The organism is Streptomyces sp. NPDC058145 (assembly GCF_042884245.1).
Taxonomy (GTDB): domain Bacteria; phylum Actinomycetota; class Actinomycetes; order Streptomycetales; family Streptomycetaceae; genus Streptomyces.
Genome location: NZ_JBHVUH010000001.1, coordinates 629,486 through 644,727, shown reverse-complemented (window position 1 = coordinate 644,727; position 15,242 = coordinate 629,486). Strand labels below are relative to the sequence as shown.

The 15,242-nt window shown below is 70.7% G+C and carries 15 protein-coding genes; 5 read left to right on the top strand and 10 right to left on the bottom strand.

The genetic code is table 11. The features are described from left to right. Window positions 1-43: 43 nt before the first annotated feature. From ACFVVO_RS03015 to ACFVVO_RS02990, 6 genes are all read right to left on the bottom strand, one after another. Complete coding sequence (locus tag ACFVVO_RS03015) at window positions 44-2,632, bottom strand: SpoIIE family protein phosphatase (RefSeq protein ID WP_390051208.1); 2,589 nt, start codon at window positions 2,630-2,632, stop codon at window positions 44-46. A gap of 250 nt (window positions 2,633-2,882) precedes the next feature. Next, on the bottom strand, window positions 2,883-3,311 hold the full coding sequence (locus tag ACFVVO_RS03010) for an ATP-binding protein (RefSeq protein ID WP_390051207.1): 429 nt from the start codon (window positions 3,309-3,311) through the stop codon (window positions 2,883-2,885). Window positions 3,312-3,447: 136 nt separating this feature from the next. Continuing rightward, complete coding sequence (locus ACFVVO_RS03005; protein ID WP_390051206.1) at window positions 3,448-3,873, bottom strand: (deoxy)nucleoside triphosphate pyrophosphohydrolase; 426 nt, start codon at window positions 3,871-3,873, stop codon at window positions 3,448-3,450. A gap of 30 nt (window positions 3,874-3,903) precedes the next feature. Next, window positions 3,904-4,098, bottom strand: a complete 195-nt coding sequence (locus ACFVVO_RS03000; protein ID WP_390051205.1) for an SPOR domain-containing protein — start codon at window positions 4,096-4,098, stop codon at window positions 3,904-3,906. 336 nt (window positions 4,099-4,434) lie between these two features. Next, on the bottom strand, window positions 4,435-5,187 hold the full coding sequence (locus ACFVVO_RS02995; protein ID WP_390051204.1) for a GntR family transcriptional regulator: 753 nt from the start codon (window positions 5,185-5,187) through the stop codon (window positions 4,435-4,437). Between the two features lie 184 nt (window positions 5,188-5,371). After that, window positions 5,372-6,580: a DUF4190 domain-containing protein gene (locus ACFVVO_RS02990; RefSeq protein ID WP_390051203.1), complete on the bottom strand. Its 1,209-nt coding sequence runs from the start codon at window positions 6,578-6,580 to the stop codon at window positions 5,372-5,374. A 143-nt stretch (window positions 6,581-6,723) separates the two neighbouring features. Between ACFVVO_RS02990 and ACFVVO_RS02985 the strand changes: the two genes are divergently transcribed. Together ACFVVO_RS02985 and ACFVVO_RS02980 are read left to right on the top strand one after the other, a co-directional pair. Then, window positions 6,724-7,779 carry a hypothetical protein gene (locus ACFVVO_RS02985; protein ID WP_390051202.1) on the top strand — a complete coding sequence of 352 codons (1,056 nt, stop codon included), beginning with the start codon at window positions 6,724-6,726 and terminating at the stop codon, window positions 7,777-7,779. A gap of 257 nt (window positions 7,780-8,036) precedes the next feature. Beyond that, window positions 8,037-8,915 (top strand): helix-turn-helix transcriptional regulator, encoded by an 879-nt coding sequence (locus ACFVVO_RS02980; RefSeq protein ID WP_390051201.1) that lies wholly within the window; start codon window positions 8,037-8,039, stop codon window positions 8,913-8,915. 43 nt (window positions 8,916-8,958) lie between these two features. Here the strand turns inward: ACFVVO_RS02980 and ACFVVO_RS02975 are convergent, their stop codons facing one another. Both ACFVVO_RS02975 and ychF read right to left on the bottom strand, forming a co-directional pair. Continuing rightward, the gene (locus tag ACFVVO_RS02975; protein ID WP_390051200.1) at window positions 8,959-9,270 is read right to left on the bottom strand and encodes a hypothetical protein; all 312 of its coding nucleotides are present in this window, start codon (window positions 9,268-9,270) and stop codon (window positions 8,959-8,961) included. A 524-nt stretch (window positions 9,271-9,794) separates the two neighbouring features. Continuing rightward, window positions 9,795-10,883: a redox-regulated ATPase YchF gene (gene ychF / locus ACFVVO_RS02970; protein WP_390051199.1), complete on the bottom strand. Its 1,089-nt coding sequence runs from the start codon at window positions 10,881-10,883 to the stop codon at window positions 9,795-9,797. A 181-nt stretch (window positions 10,884-11,064) separates the two neighbouring features. Here ychF and ACFVVO_RS02965 point away from each other — a divergent pair, with 181 nt between their 5' ends. After that, window positions 11,065-11,595 carry a DUF6542 domain-containing protein gene (locus ACFVVO_RS02965; protein ID WP_390051198.1) on the top strand — a complete coding sequence of 177 codons (531 nt, stop codon included), beginning with the start codon at window positions 11,065-11,067 and terminating at the stop codon, window positions 11,593-11,595. Window positions 11,596-11,641: 46 nt separating this feature from the next. Here the strand turns inward: ACFVVO_RS02965 and ppgK are convergent, their stop codons facing one another. Further along, entirely contained in the window at window positions 11,642-12,403 is a 762-nt protein-coding gene (gene ppgK / locus ACFVVO_RS02960; RefSeq protein WP_390051197.1) for a polyphosphate--glucose phosphotransferase, read from the bottom strand. Window positions 12,404-12,472: 69 nt separating this feature from the next. Then, window positions 12,473-13,489, bottom strand: a complete 1,017-nt coding sequence (locus ACFVVO_RS02955) for a 4-hydroxy-3-methylbut-2-enyl diphosphate reductase (RefSeq protein WP_390051196.1) — start codon at window positions 13,487-13,489, stop codon at window positions 12,473-12,475. Between the two features lie 118 nt (window positions 13,490-13,607). Between ACFVVO_RS02955 and xseA the strand changes: the two genes are divergently transcribed. Further along, window positions 13,608-14,816: an exodeoxyribonuclease VII large subunit gene (xseA, locus tag ACFVVO_RS02950; RefSeq protein ID WP_390051195.1), complete on the top strand. Its 1,209-nt coding sequence runs from the start codon at window positions 13,608-13,610 to the stop codon at window positions 14,814-14,816. Window positions 14,817-14,986: 170 nt separating this feature from the next. Beyond that, window positions 14,987-15,211 (top strand): exodeoxyribonuclease VII small subunit, encoded by a 225-nt coding sequence (locus ACFVVO_RS02945; RefSeq protein WP_365579631.1) that lies wholly within the window; start codon window positions 14,987-14,989, stop codon window positions 15,209-15,211. Window positions 15,212-15,242: the final 31 nt, after the last annotated feature.

Here is a 15,242-nt window from a genome sequence, read left to right as displayed (position 1 = left end):
CAGCCCCGCTCCCGGCCCCGCCTGCCGTGACGCGCCCGGGTTCTCAGAAGAGGCTGAGCAGGGCCTCCGCCGGGTCGGTCAGGCCGGTTTCGCCGCCGGGGAGGGGGAGTTCGAACCACACCGTCTTTCCGCGTGGCGTGCGCCGTGAGCCCCAGGCCGCGCTGAGCAGCCCGACGAGTTGCAGGCCGCGGCCGCCCTCGTCCGTGTCCCGGGCCCGGCGTCGCCGCGGTTGCACGAGACCGGAGTCCCACACCTCGCACACCAGGGTCCGGTCCAGCAGCAACCGCAGTCTGATCTCGCCCTCACCGTAGCGCAGCGCGTTCGTCACCAGCTCGCTGACCAGCAACTCCGTCGTGTCGACCAGCGGCTCAAGGCCCCAGCCGACCAGCTGTGCCCGGGCGTACTCACGGGCCCGCCCCACGCTGCGCGGCTCGCGCGGCAGCGTCCAGTCGCCGACGGACTCGGCGGGCAGCCCCTGGACCCGGGCCATCAGCAGCGCGATGTCGTCCTCGCCGTGGTGGGTGTCGAGGGTGTTCAGGACGTGGTCGCAGACGTCCTCCAGGGGCCGGGAGGGATCGGTGAGCGCGCCCACGAAGGCCTGGAGGCCCTCGTCGAGGGGGTGGTGGCGGGACTCGACCAGGCCGTCCGTGTAGAGGGCGAGCAGCGCGCCCTCCGGCAGTTCGACCTCCACCTCCTCGAACGGCTCGCCGCCCACACCGAGCGGCATCCCGGGCGGCACGTCGAGCATCAGGGCCGCCTCGCCGGGCTCCACCAGCACCGGCGGCAGGTGCCCGGCGTTGGCGAACGTACAGCGCCTGGTGACGGAGTCGTAGACGGCGTACACACAGGTCGCGAGGTAGACCTCGGAGAGGTCGGCGTCGCGGGGCTGGCGCGCGGCGCGGGTGGCCTGCTGGACGCCCCCGGGGGTGCCGAGGCCGCGGGCGATCTCGTCCAGCGCGGAGAGCACCTCGGCCGGTTCGAGGTCCAGCAGCGCCAGGGTGCGTACGGCCGTGCGCAGTTCGCCCATCGCGACCGCCGCGCGCAGCCCGCGCCCCATGACGTCGCCGACGACCAGCGCGGTGCGGTGACCGGGGAGTTCTATGACGTCGAACCAGTCACCGCCGACCTCGGTGGCCGCGTTTCCGGGCAGGTAGCGGCAGGCGATGTCGAGGCCGGAGGCCTCCGGGTCGCCGGGCGGGAGCAGGGAGCGCTGGAGTATCAGCGCCCGCTCGTGCTCGCGGCGGTACAGGCGGGCGTTGTCGATGCAGACGGCGGCGCGTGCGGCCAGTTCGACCGCGAGGTCCCGGTCCCGGTCGCCGAACGGCTCGCTGCCCTTCGTACGGGCGAACCGCGCGAGTCCGACGACGGTGTCGTGGGCGACCATCGGCACGGCCAGCGTGGACTGCACGAGTCCCCCGTCCTCCGGCGGCACACGCTGTGGCCGGGCGGTGCGCAGGGCGTCCGCACACGGCGAGTTGAAGGGGAAGTGGTGGACCGCGCCGACCGCGACGGCGTCACCGGAGCCGCTGAGGGGCGCGTCGGAGACGGCGCTGGCGAAGGCGACGCGGCGCAGTTCGGCGCTGCCGTCGGCTAGGCCGGGCGGGGTCTCGTCGCCGATGAGCAGCCCCTGGTAGAGGTCGACGGTGGCGAGGTCGCAGAAGCCGGGGACGACGACGTCGAGGAGTTCGCGGGCCGTGGTCTCCAGGTCGAGGGAGTTGCCTATGCGGGCGCCGGCCTCGTTGAGCAGGGCGAGGTTGCGCCGGGCCGCCGCCGCCTCCCGGGCGGCCGCGCGGCGGGCGGTGATGTCGGTGCCGAGCCAGGCGATGCCGATGGGGCGTCCGCTGCCGCTGTGCACCCGGTAGAGGTTGATGGACCAGTGCCGACGCTCCTGGGAGCCCGGGACGAACCCGGTCACATGCATGTCGGTGATGGAGTCACCGGTCTCCAGCACGCGCCGCAGCGTGGCCGAAACCCGATCCGCCTCGGCGCGCGGCAGATAGTCGTGAACTCCCTTGCCCCGGTGGTCGTCCGGGGATCCGCCGAAGATGGAGGCGAAACGCATGTTGGCCCGACGAACCCTCAGATCTATGTCGATCAGCAGGAATCCGAACGGTGATTGACCGAAAATCGCCTGCGAGGCCGCGAGGTCCGTCTCGATGCTGCGCAGGGTGCGGACGTCCACCACGATGCAGACGGCGGCCCGCTCGCCCTCGGCGGTCCGGGTGGGCATGACGTAGACCTCGGCGAGCCCTTCGTCGCCCCGGGTTCCGTCCGGCCCGTCCGGCATCCGGAAGGGCACCACCCCGGTCCACTCCCGCCCGTCGAGGATCTCGGCCATCTTGCGCTGGCTTCGCTCGCGCAGGTCGGAGTCGACGAAGGCCTCGATCGGGTCCATTCCGACGGCGCGTTCGGCGGGGATGCCGAAGAGCTGCTCGGCGCGCAGGCTCCACTGCTCGACCAGTCCACCGGCACCGATGGAGAAGGACGCGACCCTGATGTAGTCGTAGATGGAGCCGGGCGGGCTGCTCTGCCACATGGCGTCGCCCGGCCCGCCCGCGTTGCGTGCGGCCTGGTCACTCGCGCCGTCCGACGGGTCCTCGGACTCCGTGGCCTTCGCTGGTATCTCGCTCACGCGAACCGTCCCCTCCAGCTCACCGCACCCGGCACCGGTCACCGGGGGCGGCTGCCCGCAGTATCCAGCACTACGGCGCCGCACAACACGGTGTTCACGATCACAGCTCGGTCGAGGTGCTTTTCGGACCGGGCCGCGACAACACTCCCAGTCTTCTAACCAGGTAACACGGCCTCGAATCACGCACCCCCGCCCCGGTCGTCGGGCGCCCCCGCAGGATGGACGTCGCGCGCCGGGATGTACACCGCGCTCAGCCGGGCACCGCCAGCTCGAACCAGACGGTCTTTCCGCCACCGCCGGGCCGGGTTCCCCAGCGGCGCGCGGCGCCGGCCACCAGCTGCAGGCCGCGGCCGCTCTCGTCCTCGGGCTGGGCGACACGCTCGCGCGGCGGGTCGGGGAGCGGGTCGGAGACCTCGACGAGCAGTGTGTCGCCGAACCGCGCGGGCCGCACCAGCCGTACGCCGATGGGGCCGGTGGCGTGCCGCAGGGAGTTGGTCACCAGCTCGCTCACCAGCAGCGCGGCGAGGTCGGCGACACAGTCGAGGTCCCAGCCGCGCAGTTGGCCGCGGACCGCGCCACGGGCGGTCCGAACGACGCCCGGCTCCGCGGGGAAAATCCACTCGGCGCAGTCGCCATCGGTGTCGATCACGCCGATCACTTCCCAGGCCAGCGAGCCCACCCATGTCCGTTTTCATGGGGTTAATGGGCACATACCCGGTATTCAGGGGGCAGTACCGCGCGGGACGGCGCACTGTGGTGCGAACGGCGTAGGGGCCCCGCTCCGCCGCGCCCCGCCCGGCAGTCGTGGGCTCCGCTCAGCGCGTTTCCGCGGCGAGGCGGGCGGCGACCTCGCGGACCGCCGGGACGTCCTGCTCGAGCCAGGGCACCTCCCAGAGCCGGTCGGGGGTGAGCCAGCGCAGTTCGTCGTGGTCCTGAAGGGGCCGGGGCTCGGCGGAGCCGGCGCGCAGCCGGGCGGTCCACACCCGTAGCACGTAGGGGGACTTGAGGGGCCACTCCCCCGGCACCCGCTCGACGGGCTCGGCGTCGATGCCGAGTTCCTCGGCCAGTTCACGCGTCAGGGCGTCCTCGGGCCGCTCGCCCGGCTCGACCTTGCCACCGGGCAGCTCCCAGCGTCCGGCCAGCTCGGGGGGTGCGCTGCGGCGCGCGGCGAGCAGTCGGCCGGTGTCGAGCAGGGCGGCTCCCACCACCACGATGCGGTCCGTCACGGGGCGATCCGTCATGGAGCGGAGCCTACGGGAAGGCGGAGAAGGTCAGTTGTGGACGCCGTTCCCGTTCTGAGCGATGCGCTCGACCCAGTAGAGCTGCTTGTGTCCGTGGTCGTCGAGGCTGTCGGCGATCTTCTGGGCCTCGGCCCGGGTCGCGTACCGTCCCACGCGGTAGCGATTGCCGTTGTCGTCCTGCCGTATCACGATCCAGGGCAGGGAGACGCCCGTGCCCTCACTCATGGCCCCCACCGTTCCTTCTCGCACCGCCCCGCCCTCCCTCGCACTCGGGCGCCCGCCGAGCCCCGCCCAAGGAAACCGCAGTCCGCATATGCCCGAGCGTACGCCCAACCTTCACGGAGCGAATACGTCTTTTCACAAAGAGGTACGCAACCAGCCAGAACGCAGGGGGCGCGCAACCGTGAACGCGCCACCCCCTGTGCCGTTGTCGTGGGGCGGGGGCATTTCGGCCGCACCCACGATCACCTGGGAGAACGGCCGGATTGCAGCGGCGGGCGCGGCACCGGGTGCCAGTGTGGGCGACGGATCGCCGGCCTTCGGCGTGTGCCGGTGTGTGCGCTACTTCACGGGCAGGTGGTACGCGGCCCGGTACCGGTCGGCCGGGATGACGACGTCGGCGGTCTCGACGGGGCGGCCGGAGGCGAAGTAGGTGCGCTGGATGACGAGGACCACATGACCGGGGACGCCACCGAGGACATGCAGTTCCTCGGCGAGGCCGGGGCGGGCGCCGACCTCCTCGGTGACGTTGTCCACGATGACGTCGATGGCCCGCATCCGCTCGACCACTCCCATGCCGCCGAGCGGCCCCTCCTCGGGCAGCATCACCGGGGTGCGGCCGGTGACGGCGAGGGGCTCCCAGGAGGTGGAGAGCATCATGGGCTCCCCCGCCTCCCTGAACAGGTACTTCGTGCGCATGACGCGGGCGCCGGGCTCGACGCCGAGCCGCTCGGCGATGACGGCCCCGGCCGTGGTCTGCGCGCTGCTGGACTCCCAGGTGCCGCGTACCGAGGCGTCGGTCTGCTCCTGCCGGAAGGGCGTGGCACCCGAGGAGGGACGGAAGCCGGAGCGTGCCACGCTCCTGGGCACCAGCCGCTCGCGCACATACGTCCCCGAGCCGGAGCGCCCCTCCACCAGACCCTCGGCCATCAGGACCTTGCGGGCCTCCAGCGCGACGGTGTCCGAGACGCCGTACTCCTCACGGATGCGGGCCTGGGAGGGGAGCCGGGTATGAGGAGGCAGTGAACCGTCGACGATCTTCTTGCGGAGATCACCCGCGACACGCAAGTACGCCGGCTGCTCACCGAAAGTCACTGGCCACTCCCATCAGGTTGTACAGACAGCAACAGCCTGGCAACCGTGGGTTGTCCCGTGCAAGCAAAGGCCAGAGAATCACTCGATGTGATGACAAGGGGCCGGGGAGGGCTTTACCCAGGCACTTTCTCCCCGCTATGGGCGAAGCCACACCTCCGCACGGTCATCACGTCCGCAGCCCGGCTCATACCGCCATGCCGCTGCCGCCGTCCGAGCCGCCGTCCCCCGTGTCACCCCTGGCATGACCGCCACCGGCCGGCGGGGTGGTCCGCAGTCCCAGGGCCCTCCGTACGGGAACCCCTTCCTTCGGGTCGAGCAGTCGCAGACCGGTGTCGTAGTGCTCGTAGAACGCGTCGGCGTCCTCCGCCTTCGCGGCCTTCGCCCACTCGGCACGCGCCCGGTCCAGATCGGCGGCCAGGGCGGCGACCGGCTTCCGGGCACCGGCGGGCCACTCGTGTCCGCGCAGCGACCGGGCCTGTTCGTCCAGGGCCGTGGAGATCCGCCCGGCCCACGCCTGGTGCCCCGGCAGGTCGTCCTCGACGTACTCCGCCTCCGGGGCCGACTCCACGGCGGCGTTCAGGATGTGAGCGGCCCTCAGATAGGCGATCTGGTCGGCGTCGAGGACGGTCGCGTCGTTGCGCAGCGAGCCGGTGAGGTTCGCGCCCTCGGTCACGTTGCCGAAGACGCAGGTGACCTCCCGGTCCCCGGCCGACCAACGGCGCTCGGTCGGCGTGAGGTAGTAGACGTCGACGTCGTCTGGGACGGCCCAGGCGTCCATCGCGTAGGTGTCCCGCAGTCCATAGCAGCGCTCGTCGGCGGTACCGGTCACCGAGTCGTCGCCGGGGTAGCCGCCGTCCCGCAGCCGGAACGAGGCGAACACCTCGCCGTCGTGCTCCCCGGGGCAGGGCACCCCGGTCACGGCGCCGGTCCCGCCGCTCAGCATCCCGCCGGGCGCGTCGAAGCACTCCCCTTTCACCAGCGAGGAGTTGGCGCCGTCACGCGCCCCTTCCCTCACTCCCTCCCAGACGCTGGACGCGCCACCCGTGGCCAGCATCAGGGCCCCCAGCACGAGCCCGATCCCGGACAGCACCGAGCCGCCCACCGCAAGCCCCGCCCCGCGCTCACCCCGCCGCCGGATCTGCCGCAGCGCGATCAGCCCGAACACCAGCCCCACGCCCGGCAGACAGCACAGCACGCCGAACACCAGGGAGGTGATGGCGAGGCCGTTCACGGGGGCGGGCCGGTTGTAGGGGCTGTAGCCCTGCGCCCACGGCTGGTACGCCGGCCCCTGCGGATGCGTGGGCGGCCCGTACGGCCCCTGCGGGTAGTGCCGCTGCGGCGGCTGATACGGCCCGTGCGGCTGCTGGGGGCCGGGGGGCGGGGGTATGGACACCGGTGCATGTTAAGCCAGGTCAACTGATGCTTGGAGGTATACGCCAGTGACGCGCAATCCGCGGGCCTTGCGGGTTGCGCGCCACCGGGTGGGCACAGTGTGTCCGTCGGACAGCTCGGCCAAGCGACTCAGGCGGCCTGCTGTTGCTGCTGCTGTTGCTGCTGCTGTTGTTGCTGCTGCTGTTGCTGCTGTTGCTGCTGCTGTTGCTGCTGGCCCTGCTGTTGCTGTTGTTGTTGCTGCTGCTGCTGTTGCTGCTGCTGTTGCTGCTGTTGCTGCTGTTGTTGCTGCTGCTGCTGGCCCTGCTGCTGTTGCTGCTGCTGTTGCTGTTGCTGCTGGCCCTGCTGCTGCTGTTGCTGCTGTTGCTGCTGCTGTTGCTGCTGTTGCTGCTGCTGCTGTTGCTGCTGCTGCTGTTGTTGCTGCTGCTGCTGCTGCTGTTGCTGCTGCTGCTGTTGCTGCTGCTGCTGTTGCTGCTGCTGCTGTTGCTGCTGCTGTTGCTGCTGCTGGCCCCGCTGCTGCTGTTGCTGCTGCTGTTGCTGCTGCTGGCCCCGCTGCTGCTGCTGTTGCTGCTGTTGCTGCTGCTGCTGTTGCTGCTGCTGCTGCTGTTGTTGTTGCTGCTGCTGCTGTTGCTGCTGGCCCCGCTGCTGCTGCTGTTGCTGCTGCTGTTGCTGCTGCTGTTGTTGCTGCTGCTGTTGCTGCTGTTGCTGCTGCTGCTGTTGTTGTTGCTGCTGCTGCTGTTGCTGCTGTTGCTGCTGTTGCTGTTGCTGCTGGCCCCGCTGCTGCTGTTGCTGCTGCTGGCCCCGCTGCTGCTGTTGCTGCTGCTGGCCCCGCTGCTGCTGTTGCTGCTGCTGCCGCACCACCGGCTTGCACGGGCGCTGCTTGCACGGGCGATCCGGGGCGAGGTCCGTGGTCGCGGGCGCCTTCTGGTGGGCCGATGCCACCACAGCGGCTGGAGGTGCAGCACCGACCGCTTCACCGGCGAAGCCCGCCGGGAACGCCAGAGCGGCAGCGATGAGCGCTGGGCTAAGCCGGGTGAGGTACCGCTTGCCACGCATAACCTTTCTCCCTTCGACCCGCGGAACGAAAGACAGTCGTTCTGTCGTGGCCGGCGCCTGCAATCGGCACCACGCAACGGTCGAACGCCGCCTCCAACAGCAGGATCACACGCGCCACAACACCCATCAAGAAACCGCTCATCCTAGGACTCGGGGTTATCGGCAACAGCCGTCCGCAATAAGCCCCGACCAGTGAGACGGCGACGGAATGCGCTCAACAACGTTTTCGGGCCGGACTCTTGAGGAGTCACACGCATTGACACCGTAGCGAACCGGGGCTGGATTGCCGGATGCCGCCCCCAGCGGGCCCATCGGGCGCGGAACACAGAAACCGACTATCCTAGGAGTAGGGGTATTTGGATGGAAAAGCATCCGCACCAGTCGCCCAACAGGGGGAACGCCGGATGAATGACGACCCACGGCGAGCGGAGCTCGCGGACTTCCTCAGAACACGCCGGCTGGCCCTCCAACCCGAAGAGGTCGGTCTCCCCTCACGCCCCTCGCGGCGAACGCCCGGCCTGCGACGGGAAGATGTCGCGGACCTGGCGGGCATCAGCTCGTGCTGGTACTCCCAGCTCGAGCAGGCCCGTAAGATCCGGGTCTCCGACCAGGTCCTCAACTCGCTCGCCGGCGCCCTTCGTCTCACCGGCGAAGAGCACGACTACCTTCTGACCCTGGCGAGCGGGGACGCCCGTTCCAGCGCCACCGTACCCGCGAATGGTGTGCCGCCGACGCTCCAGCGCATCCTCGACAGCCAACTCCCGCATCCCGCATTCGCCCTCGGCCCCCGGTTCGACATTCTCGCCTGGAACCAGGCGCGGACCGATGTATATGGCGATCTGGCCGCGACAACCCCGGCACACCGTCATCTGCTGTGGCTCTTCTTCAGCGACCACATGCGCGAACTGATGCGCAACTGGGAGCCGAGCGCCCGCTCGATACTAGCCGAGTTCCGTGCGGCGACCGGACTTTATGTGCACGAGCCGTGGTTCACCGCACTCGTCCACGAATTGAGCGAAAGCAGCGCGGATTTCCGCGCCTGGTGGCGGCGGCACGAAATCGGAAGGCAGCGCGTCACCACCCGCGAGGTCCGGCATCCTCTGGTCGGGCCCATGATGCTGGAGGAGACCGCGCTCGTCGTCGACGACCGCTCCGGCCGGCGGGTCATTCTGGAGACTCCCCAGCCCGACACCGGCACCGAGGACAAACTGACGGCGCTCGCCTGGCGATACGACCGGATGCAGGCTCCGCCGCACCGCGCGCTGGGACAGGCCTGGAGGTGACGGCGAGGGGCCTGCGGAAACGAACCGCCGTTCACGCCGCCGTTCACGCCGACAGCACGAGGACGAAGCCCCATAGCCATAAAGCCCAGTTCGGGCTCGGTCCGCCGTTCGCGCTCGGTTCGCCGAGTCCGGTGATCACCACGAGCGCGGCGGCGAGGAACGCGCACAGGGCGATCCCGACGACATCCGCTCCGGCGTTCCGGTCGTGCGGCGCGCTCCGGGCGTCCAGGGACCGGACCCGGCCGAGGCCGTGGCGGTGCACCCGCTTCCGCAGCAGCACGGCCAGCCAGGTGGGCGGGAGACCGATCCGGATGACGGCCGCCCGATCCGGTTCGACGGGGCCTCTCGTGCACACGTTCCAGGCCTTGGCGGACACCGTTGCCGACGCGGAAGTTGTCCCAGGCGTCGCGCAGTTGCTTCTGCCGCGCCTGGCTGGGGGGCGGGGTGTGCCTGCTCCACCCCTCGTCCGTGGCGGTCGCGCCACCGTGATCATCAGGCGGGTGCATGGTGTTGTGGTTTCAGCGTCTTCATGATCATCCTCGCGGACATGAGCGCTTCGACACGCTGCCGCCGCACGGCGCGGCCCACATACCCTCGGTGCGGTTTCCTCCCGTTGCGACGGACACCGCTCGTGCCGTCGTCGACTCGGACGAGCGGGGGAAGAAGCGACCGGAATCCTGTGCGACGGACCCGGCCCCACGGGCGACTGCTTCCAGGCGGACTCTCGATCGAGTCGGTCGCCGGTCGAACCGCAGGCGGTCCACTTACGAATCTACGTCGTTTCCAGGGATGTTCAACTCGGCGGGGCCCTCGGTCCGCCGCCGGGCGGAAAACGAGGAGGGGCCGGGCTCTGACGAGCCCGGCCCCTCACGCGCGCGATCAGACGTTGAAGCGGAACTCCACCACGTCGCCGTCCTGCATCACGTAGTCCTTGCCCTCCATGCGGGCCTTGCCCTTGGCGCGGGCCTCGGCGACGGAGCCCGTCTCGACCAGGTCGCCGAAGGAGATGACCTCGGCCTTGATGAAGCCCTTCTGGAAGTCGGTGTGGATCACACCGGCCGCCTCGGGGGCCGTCGCGCCCTTCTTGATCGTCCAGGCGCGGGACTCCTTGGGACCGGCCGTGAGGTAGGTCTGCAGCCCGAGGGTGTTGAAGCCGACGCGGGCGAGGGTGGCCAGGCCCGGCTCCTCGGCGCCGACCGACTCCAGGAGCTCCAGCGCGTCCTCCTCGTCCAGCTCGGCGAGGTCCTGCTCCAGCTTGGCGTTGAGGAAGATCGCCTCGGCGGGGGCCACCAGGGCGCGCTGCTCGTTCTTGAAGTCCTCGTCGACCAGTTCGTCCTCGTCGACGTTGAAGACGTAGAGGAACGGCTTGCTGGTGAGCAGGTGCAGGTCGTGCAGAGGTTCGTTGCGCTCGGTGCCCTGGACGATGCCGTGCGCGAAGAGCGTGTCGCCCTTCTCCAGTATCTCCTTGGCCTCCTCGATGGCCTTGACCTTCGGGGCCACGTCCTTCTTGATCCGCGACTCCTTCTGGAGCCGGGGCAGGACCTTCTCGATGGTCTGGAGGTCGGCGAGGATCAGCTCGGTGTTGATCGTCTCGATGTCGTCCTTCGGCGAGACCTTGCCGTCGACGTGGACGACGTTCTCGTCCTTGAAGGCGCGGATGACCTGGCAGATCGCGTCGGACTCGCGGATGTTCGCGAGGAACTTGTTACCCAGGCCCTCGCCCTCGGAAGCGCCGCGCACGATGCCGGCGATGTCGACGAAGTCGACCGTGGCCGGCAGGATACGCTCCGACTTGAAGATCGACGCCAGCTTGGCGAGGCGGCCGTCCGGGACGCCGACCACGCCGACGTTCGGCTCGATCGTGGCGAACGGGTAGTTGGCCGCCAGCACGTCGTTCTTGGTCAGGGCGTTGAACAGGGTCGACTTGCCGACATTGGGCAGGCCGACGATTCCGATCGTGAGCGACACGTTGCGACTTCCCGTAGATGAGAGGGGCCAGGGGCTGCCAGGGGCCAGAGACACTGGCCGATCCACCAGTCTACGGCGTCCGCGATGGCGGGCTCGCGGGAGCGCGGGACGTCCGGCCGAGCCGCGCCCACCGGCGTGTCTGAGGGCCGATTGGGCACATAAGCAGACCTAAGTTAGTCCGATGGAGCAGCGCAGAGGCCGACCCCCGAACAACGGACGGCGACGCGGCACACCGCCCGCGTCGCTGCCGCCGCAGGTACGTCGGCCGGTGCCGCGCGGGGCACGGCCTGCGGACGGAAGGCCGGCGAGTGCCGGGCCGTCGGACGGGCAGCCGGCGGGGCTGCGACTCACCGGGCTCGGCGGGGGGCTGTTCTGCGCGGCGGTGATGCTCCTGCTCGGTGCGCTGGACCAGCTGATGTTCGGTGCGTCCCTGACGCTGTACGGCGTGCTGTTCCTGCCGGTGTGCGTGCTGACCGCGCTGTGGGTCCGCGGCGGTGACGTGCTCACCGCGCCGGTCGTCGTGCCGATCGCCTTCGCGGCGGGCCTGTTCCCCGTGACGGACGGCGGCGGGGGGCTGCTCGGGCGGCTGATGGGGCTGGTCACCGGACTCGCCACGCAGGCGGGCTGGCTGTACGGGGGGACGCTGCTCGCGGGGGTGATCGTGCTGGTACGCCGGGTGCTGTGGGTACGGGCCCGCCGGAGCCGTGCCTGACCGGCGGGTCCCGCGCCGTCCTTCCCGGGCCTGAACCCGTGCCCTTCTAGTCCCCGACCCGCGCCTGCGCCTGCGCCGCGTGCATCGCCGCCCCGACGATGCCCGCGTTGTTCTGGAGCTGGGCCGGCACGATCTCGGCCTTCACGCCCTCGATGAGGTGCAGGAACTTGTCCGCCTTGCGGCTGACCCCGCCGCCGACGATGAACAGCTCGGGCGAGAAGAGCATCTCGACGTGGGCGAGGTACTTCCCGATCCGGCGCGCCCACTGCTCCCAGCTCAGGTCGTGGTCCTCCTTGGCCTTGCTGGAGGCCCGCTTCTCGGCCTCGTGGCCGTTCAGCTCGAGGTGGCCCAGCTCGGTGTTGGGGACCAGGACGCCGTCCACGAAGACGGCGCTGCCGATGCCGGTGCCGAAGGTGAGCAGGATGACCGTGCCGTGCCGGTCCCGGCCGGCGCCGAACTGCATCTCGGCGACGCCCGCCGCGTCCGCGTCGTTGACCACGGTCACCGGCAGGCCGCCCAGCCGGCCGCCGAACAACGCGCGCGCGTCCGTGTCGACCCAGCTCTTGTCGACGTTGGCCGCCGTACGGACCGTGGCGCCGCCCGTGACCACTCCGGGGAAGGTCAGACCCACCGGGCCCGTCCAGCCGAAGTGGTCGATGACCTGCTTCACCCCGTCGGCGACGCCGTCGGGCGTCGCCGGCTGCGGGGTGAGCACCTTGCAGCGCTCCTGGGCCAGGTCTCCCTTGTCCAGGTCCACAGGGGCGCCCTTGATCCCGGATCCACCGATGTCCACGCCGAAGATCTGCATGGCACCACGTTACGACGTGCGACTGACGGTCACGCCAGGGAGATGCCGGTCACGCCCCGGCCGTGCCGGTCACGCCCCGGAGGTGCCGGTCCCGCCGCGCTCGGCGGCCAGGGTCGCCGCCTCGTCGCGCAGGTCGCGGCGCAGCTCCTTGGGCAGCGAGAAGGTGATGGACTCCTCGGCGGCCTTGACGATCTCCACGTCCCCGTAGCCGCGCTCGGCGAGCCACTCCAGGACCTGCTCGACCAGTACCTCCGGGACGGAGGCGCCGGAGGTGACGCCCACGGCCGTCACGTCCTCCAGCCAGGCCTCGTCGATCTCGTCGGCGAAGTCCACCAGGTAGGCGGCGCGGGCACCGGCGAGCTTGGCGACCTCGACCAGCCGCTTGGAGTTCGAGGAGTTGCGCGAGCCGACCACGATGACCAGCTCGGCCTCGGCACCCATCTGCTTCACGGCGAGCTGGCGGTTCTGCGTGGCGTAGCAGATGTCGTCGCTCGGCGGGGAGACGAGGCCCGGGAACTTCGTCTTCAGGGCGTCGACGGTCTCCATGGTCTCGTCCACGGAGAGGGTGGTCTGGGACAGCCAGACGACCTTCGAGGGGTCGCGCACCTCGACCTTGGCGACGTCCTCGGGGCCGTCGACCAGCTGGATGTGCTCGGGGGCCTCGCCGGAGGTGCCGATGACCTCCTCGTGGCCCTCGTGCCCGATCAGGAGGATGTCGTAGTCCTCCTTGGCGTACCGCACGGCCTCCTTGTGGACCTTGGTGACCAGCGGGCAGGTCGCGTCGATCGTGGCCAGCCGGCCACGCTCGGCCTCCTCGTGCACGACCGGGGCGACGCCGTGCGCGGAGAACATCACGATGTTGCCCGGCGGCACCTCCTCCGTCCGCTCGACGAAGACGGCGCCCTTCCTCTCCAGGGTCTGCACGACGTACTTGTTGTGGACGATCTCGTGCCGGACGTAGATCGGGGCCCCGTACTGCTCCAGGGCCTTCTCGACGGCGATCACGGCGCGGTCCACACCGGCGCAGTAGCCCCGGGGGGCGGCGAGCAGGACACGGCGGCCAGACGAAGCGGTCATGGGACCCATCGTAAGGGTGTGTTCACGGGCTCCGGGATCGCGTGCCCGCGCGGCCCGTCATACGGGTCCGCCGCGGGCGCGCGTGCGGGCGGGGCCTTTTGTCGGTGCCCGCCGTTACGCTCGCGGCATGGCTGTGAACACGTCGCCCGAGACGCCCCTGCCCGTCGGTGAGGTCTCGCGGCTCATCGGGAGGTGGATCGACCGGCTGGGCGCGGTGTGGGTCGAGGGGCAGATCACGCAGCTCTCGCGGCGGCCGGGCGCCGGGGTGGTGTTCCTGACCCTGCGGGACCCCTCGCACGACATCTCGGTCAGCGTGACGTGCTACCGGCAGGTGTTCGACGCCGTGGCCGACGTGGTCGGTGAGGGCGCCCGGGTCGTCGTCCTGGCGAAGCCGGAGTGGTACGCGCCGCGTGGGCAGCTCTCGCTGCGGGCCGCCGAGATACGGCCCGTAGGCGTCGGTGAGTTGCTGGCCCGGCTGGAGCAGCTCAAGAAGGCGCTCACGGCCGAGGGGCTGTTCGCGCCCGAGCGGAAGAAGCCGCTGCCGTTCCTGCCGCAGCTCATCGGGCTGGTCTGCGGGCGGGCCTCCGCCGCGGAGCGGGACGTGCTGGAGAACGCCCGCCACCGCTGGCCCGCCGTCCGCTTCGAGGTGCGCAACGTGGCCGTGCAGGGTGTGCACGCCGTTCCGCAGGTCGTGCAGGCGGTCAAGGAGCTGGACGGGCTGGACGACGTGGACGTCATCGTCGTGGCGCGTGGCGGCGGCAGCGTGGAGGATCTGCTGCCCTTCTCCGACGAGCAGCTCGTGCGCGCGGTGGCCCAGTGCCGTACGCCCGTGGTGTCGGCCATCGGGCACGAGCCGGACAATCCGCTGCTGGACCATGTGGCCGACCTGCGCGCCTCCACCCCGACCGACGCCGCCAAGAAGGTCGTGCCGGACGTGGGCGAGGAGTTCGAGCGGGTGCGGATGCTGCGGGACCGTGCCCGGCGGTGCGTGTCGGCGTCCGTGGAGCGCGAGGAGCGGGGGCTGGCGCACGCGCTGGGGCGGCCCTCGATGGAGGATCCGCACCGGATGGTGGACGAGCGCGCCGACCATGTGACGTCGCTGCTGGACCGCGGCCGGCGCACCCTCGGCCACCTCCTGGACCGTGCCGATTCCGAGCTCACTCACACGCACGCGCGCGTGGTGGCCCTCTCGCCGGCCGCCACCCTCAAGCGCGGCTACGCGGTGCTGCAGCGGGCGGACGGGCATGTGGTGCGCGACCCGGAGGAAGTGGCCGGGGGCGAGGCGCTGCGGGCGCGGGTCGCCGAGGGCGAGTTCGGTGTCCGAGTCGATGTCTAGGTCCTCTCGTTTGGATCAGCCGGATCAGGGAGCGGGGTCTGGTGCCGTGCCTCGCAAGGCGGAGGAGGGCGACATGGCGGAGCCATGGCAACCGACGACAACGCGGCGAGGGGCGGCACCAGGGCCCGCGAGCCCGGCCTGATCCAAACGAGAGGACCTAGGGTGGGTGGATGACCAGCAAGGTGGACGAGGCGCTCTCGTACGAGCAGGCCCGGGACGAGTTGATCGAGGTCGTACGGCGGCTGGAGGCGGGCGGTACGACGCTCGAGGAGTCCCTGGCACTGTGGGAGCGGGGCGAGGAGCTGGCCAAGGTGTGCCGGCGCTGGCTGGAGGGGGCGCGGGCCCGGCTGGACGCGGCGCTGGCCGAGGAGGCCGAGGAGGAGGACGCCGAGTAGGGCGGCGGGACGGCACGCGAGACTGTGCCGG

Bases quoted from the DNA above. Each gene is read 5' to 3' on its own strand.
- ACFVVO_RS03005 (WP_390051206.1), bottom strand. From the start codon at position 3,873: ATGACGGATCGCCCCGTGACGGACCGCATCGTGGTGGTGGGAGCCGCC.
- ACFVVO_RS03000 (WP_390051205.1), bottom strand. From the start codon at position 4,098: ATGAGTGAGGGCACGGGCGTCTCCCTGCCCTGGATCGTGATACGGCAG.
- ACFVVO_RS02980 (WP_390051201.1), top strand. From the start codon at position 8,037: ATGAATGACGACCCACGGCGAGCGGAGCTCGCGGACTTCCTCAGAACA.
- ACFVVO_RS02965 (WP_390051198.1), top strand. From the start codon at position 11,065: ATGGAGCAGCGCAGAGGCCGACCCCCGAACAACGGACGGCGACGCGGC.
- ppgK (WP_390051197.1), bottom strand. From the start codon at position 12,403: ATGCAGATCTTCGGCGTGGACATCGGTGGATCCGGGATCAAGGGCGCC.
- ACFVVO_RS02955 (WP_390051196.1), bottom strand. From the start codon at position 13,489: ATGGGTCCCATGACCGCTTCGTCTGGCCGCCGTGTCCTGCTCGCCGCC.
- xseA (WP_390051195.1), top strand. From the start codon at position 13,608: ATGGCTGTGAACACGTCGCCCGAGACGCCCCTGCCCGTCGGTGAGGTC.
- ACFVVO_RS02945 (WP_365579631.1), top strand. From the start codon at position 14,987: ATGACCAGCAAGGTGGACGAGGCGCTCTCGTACGAGCAGGCCCGGGAC.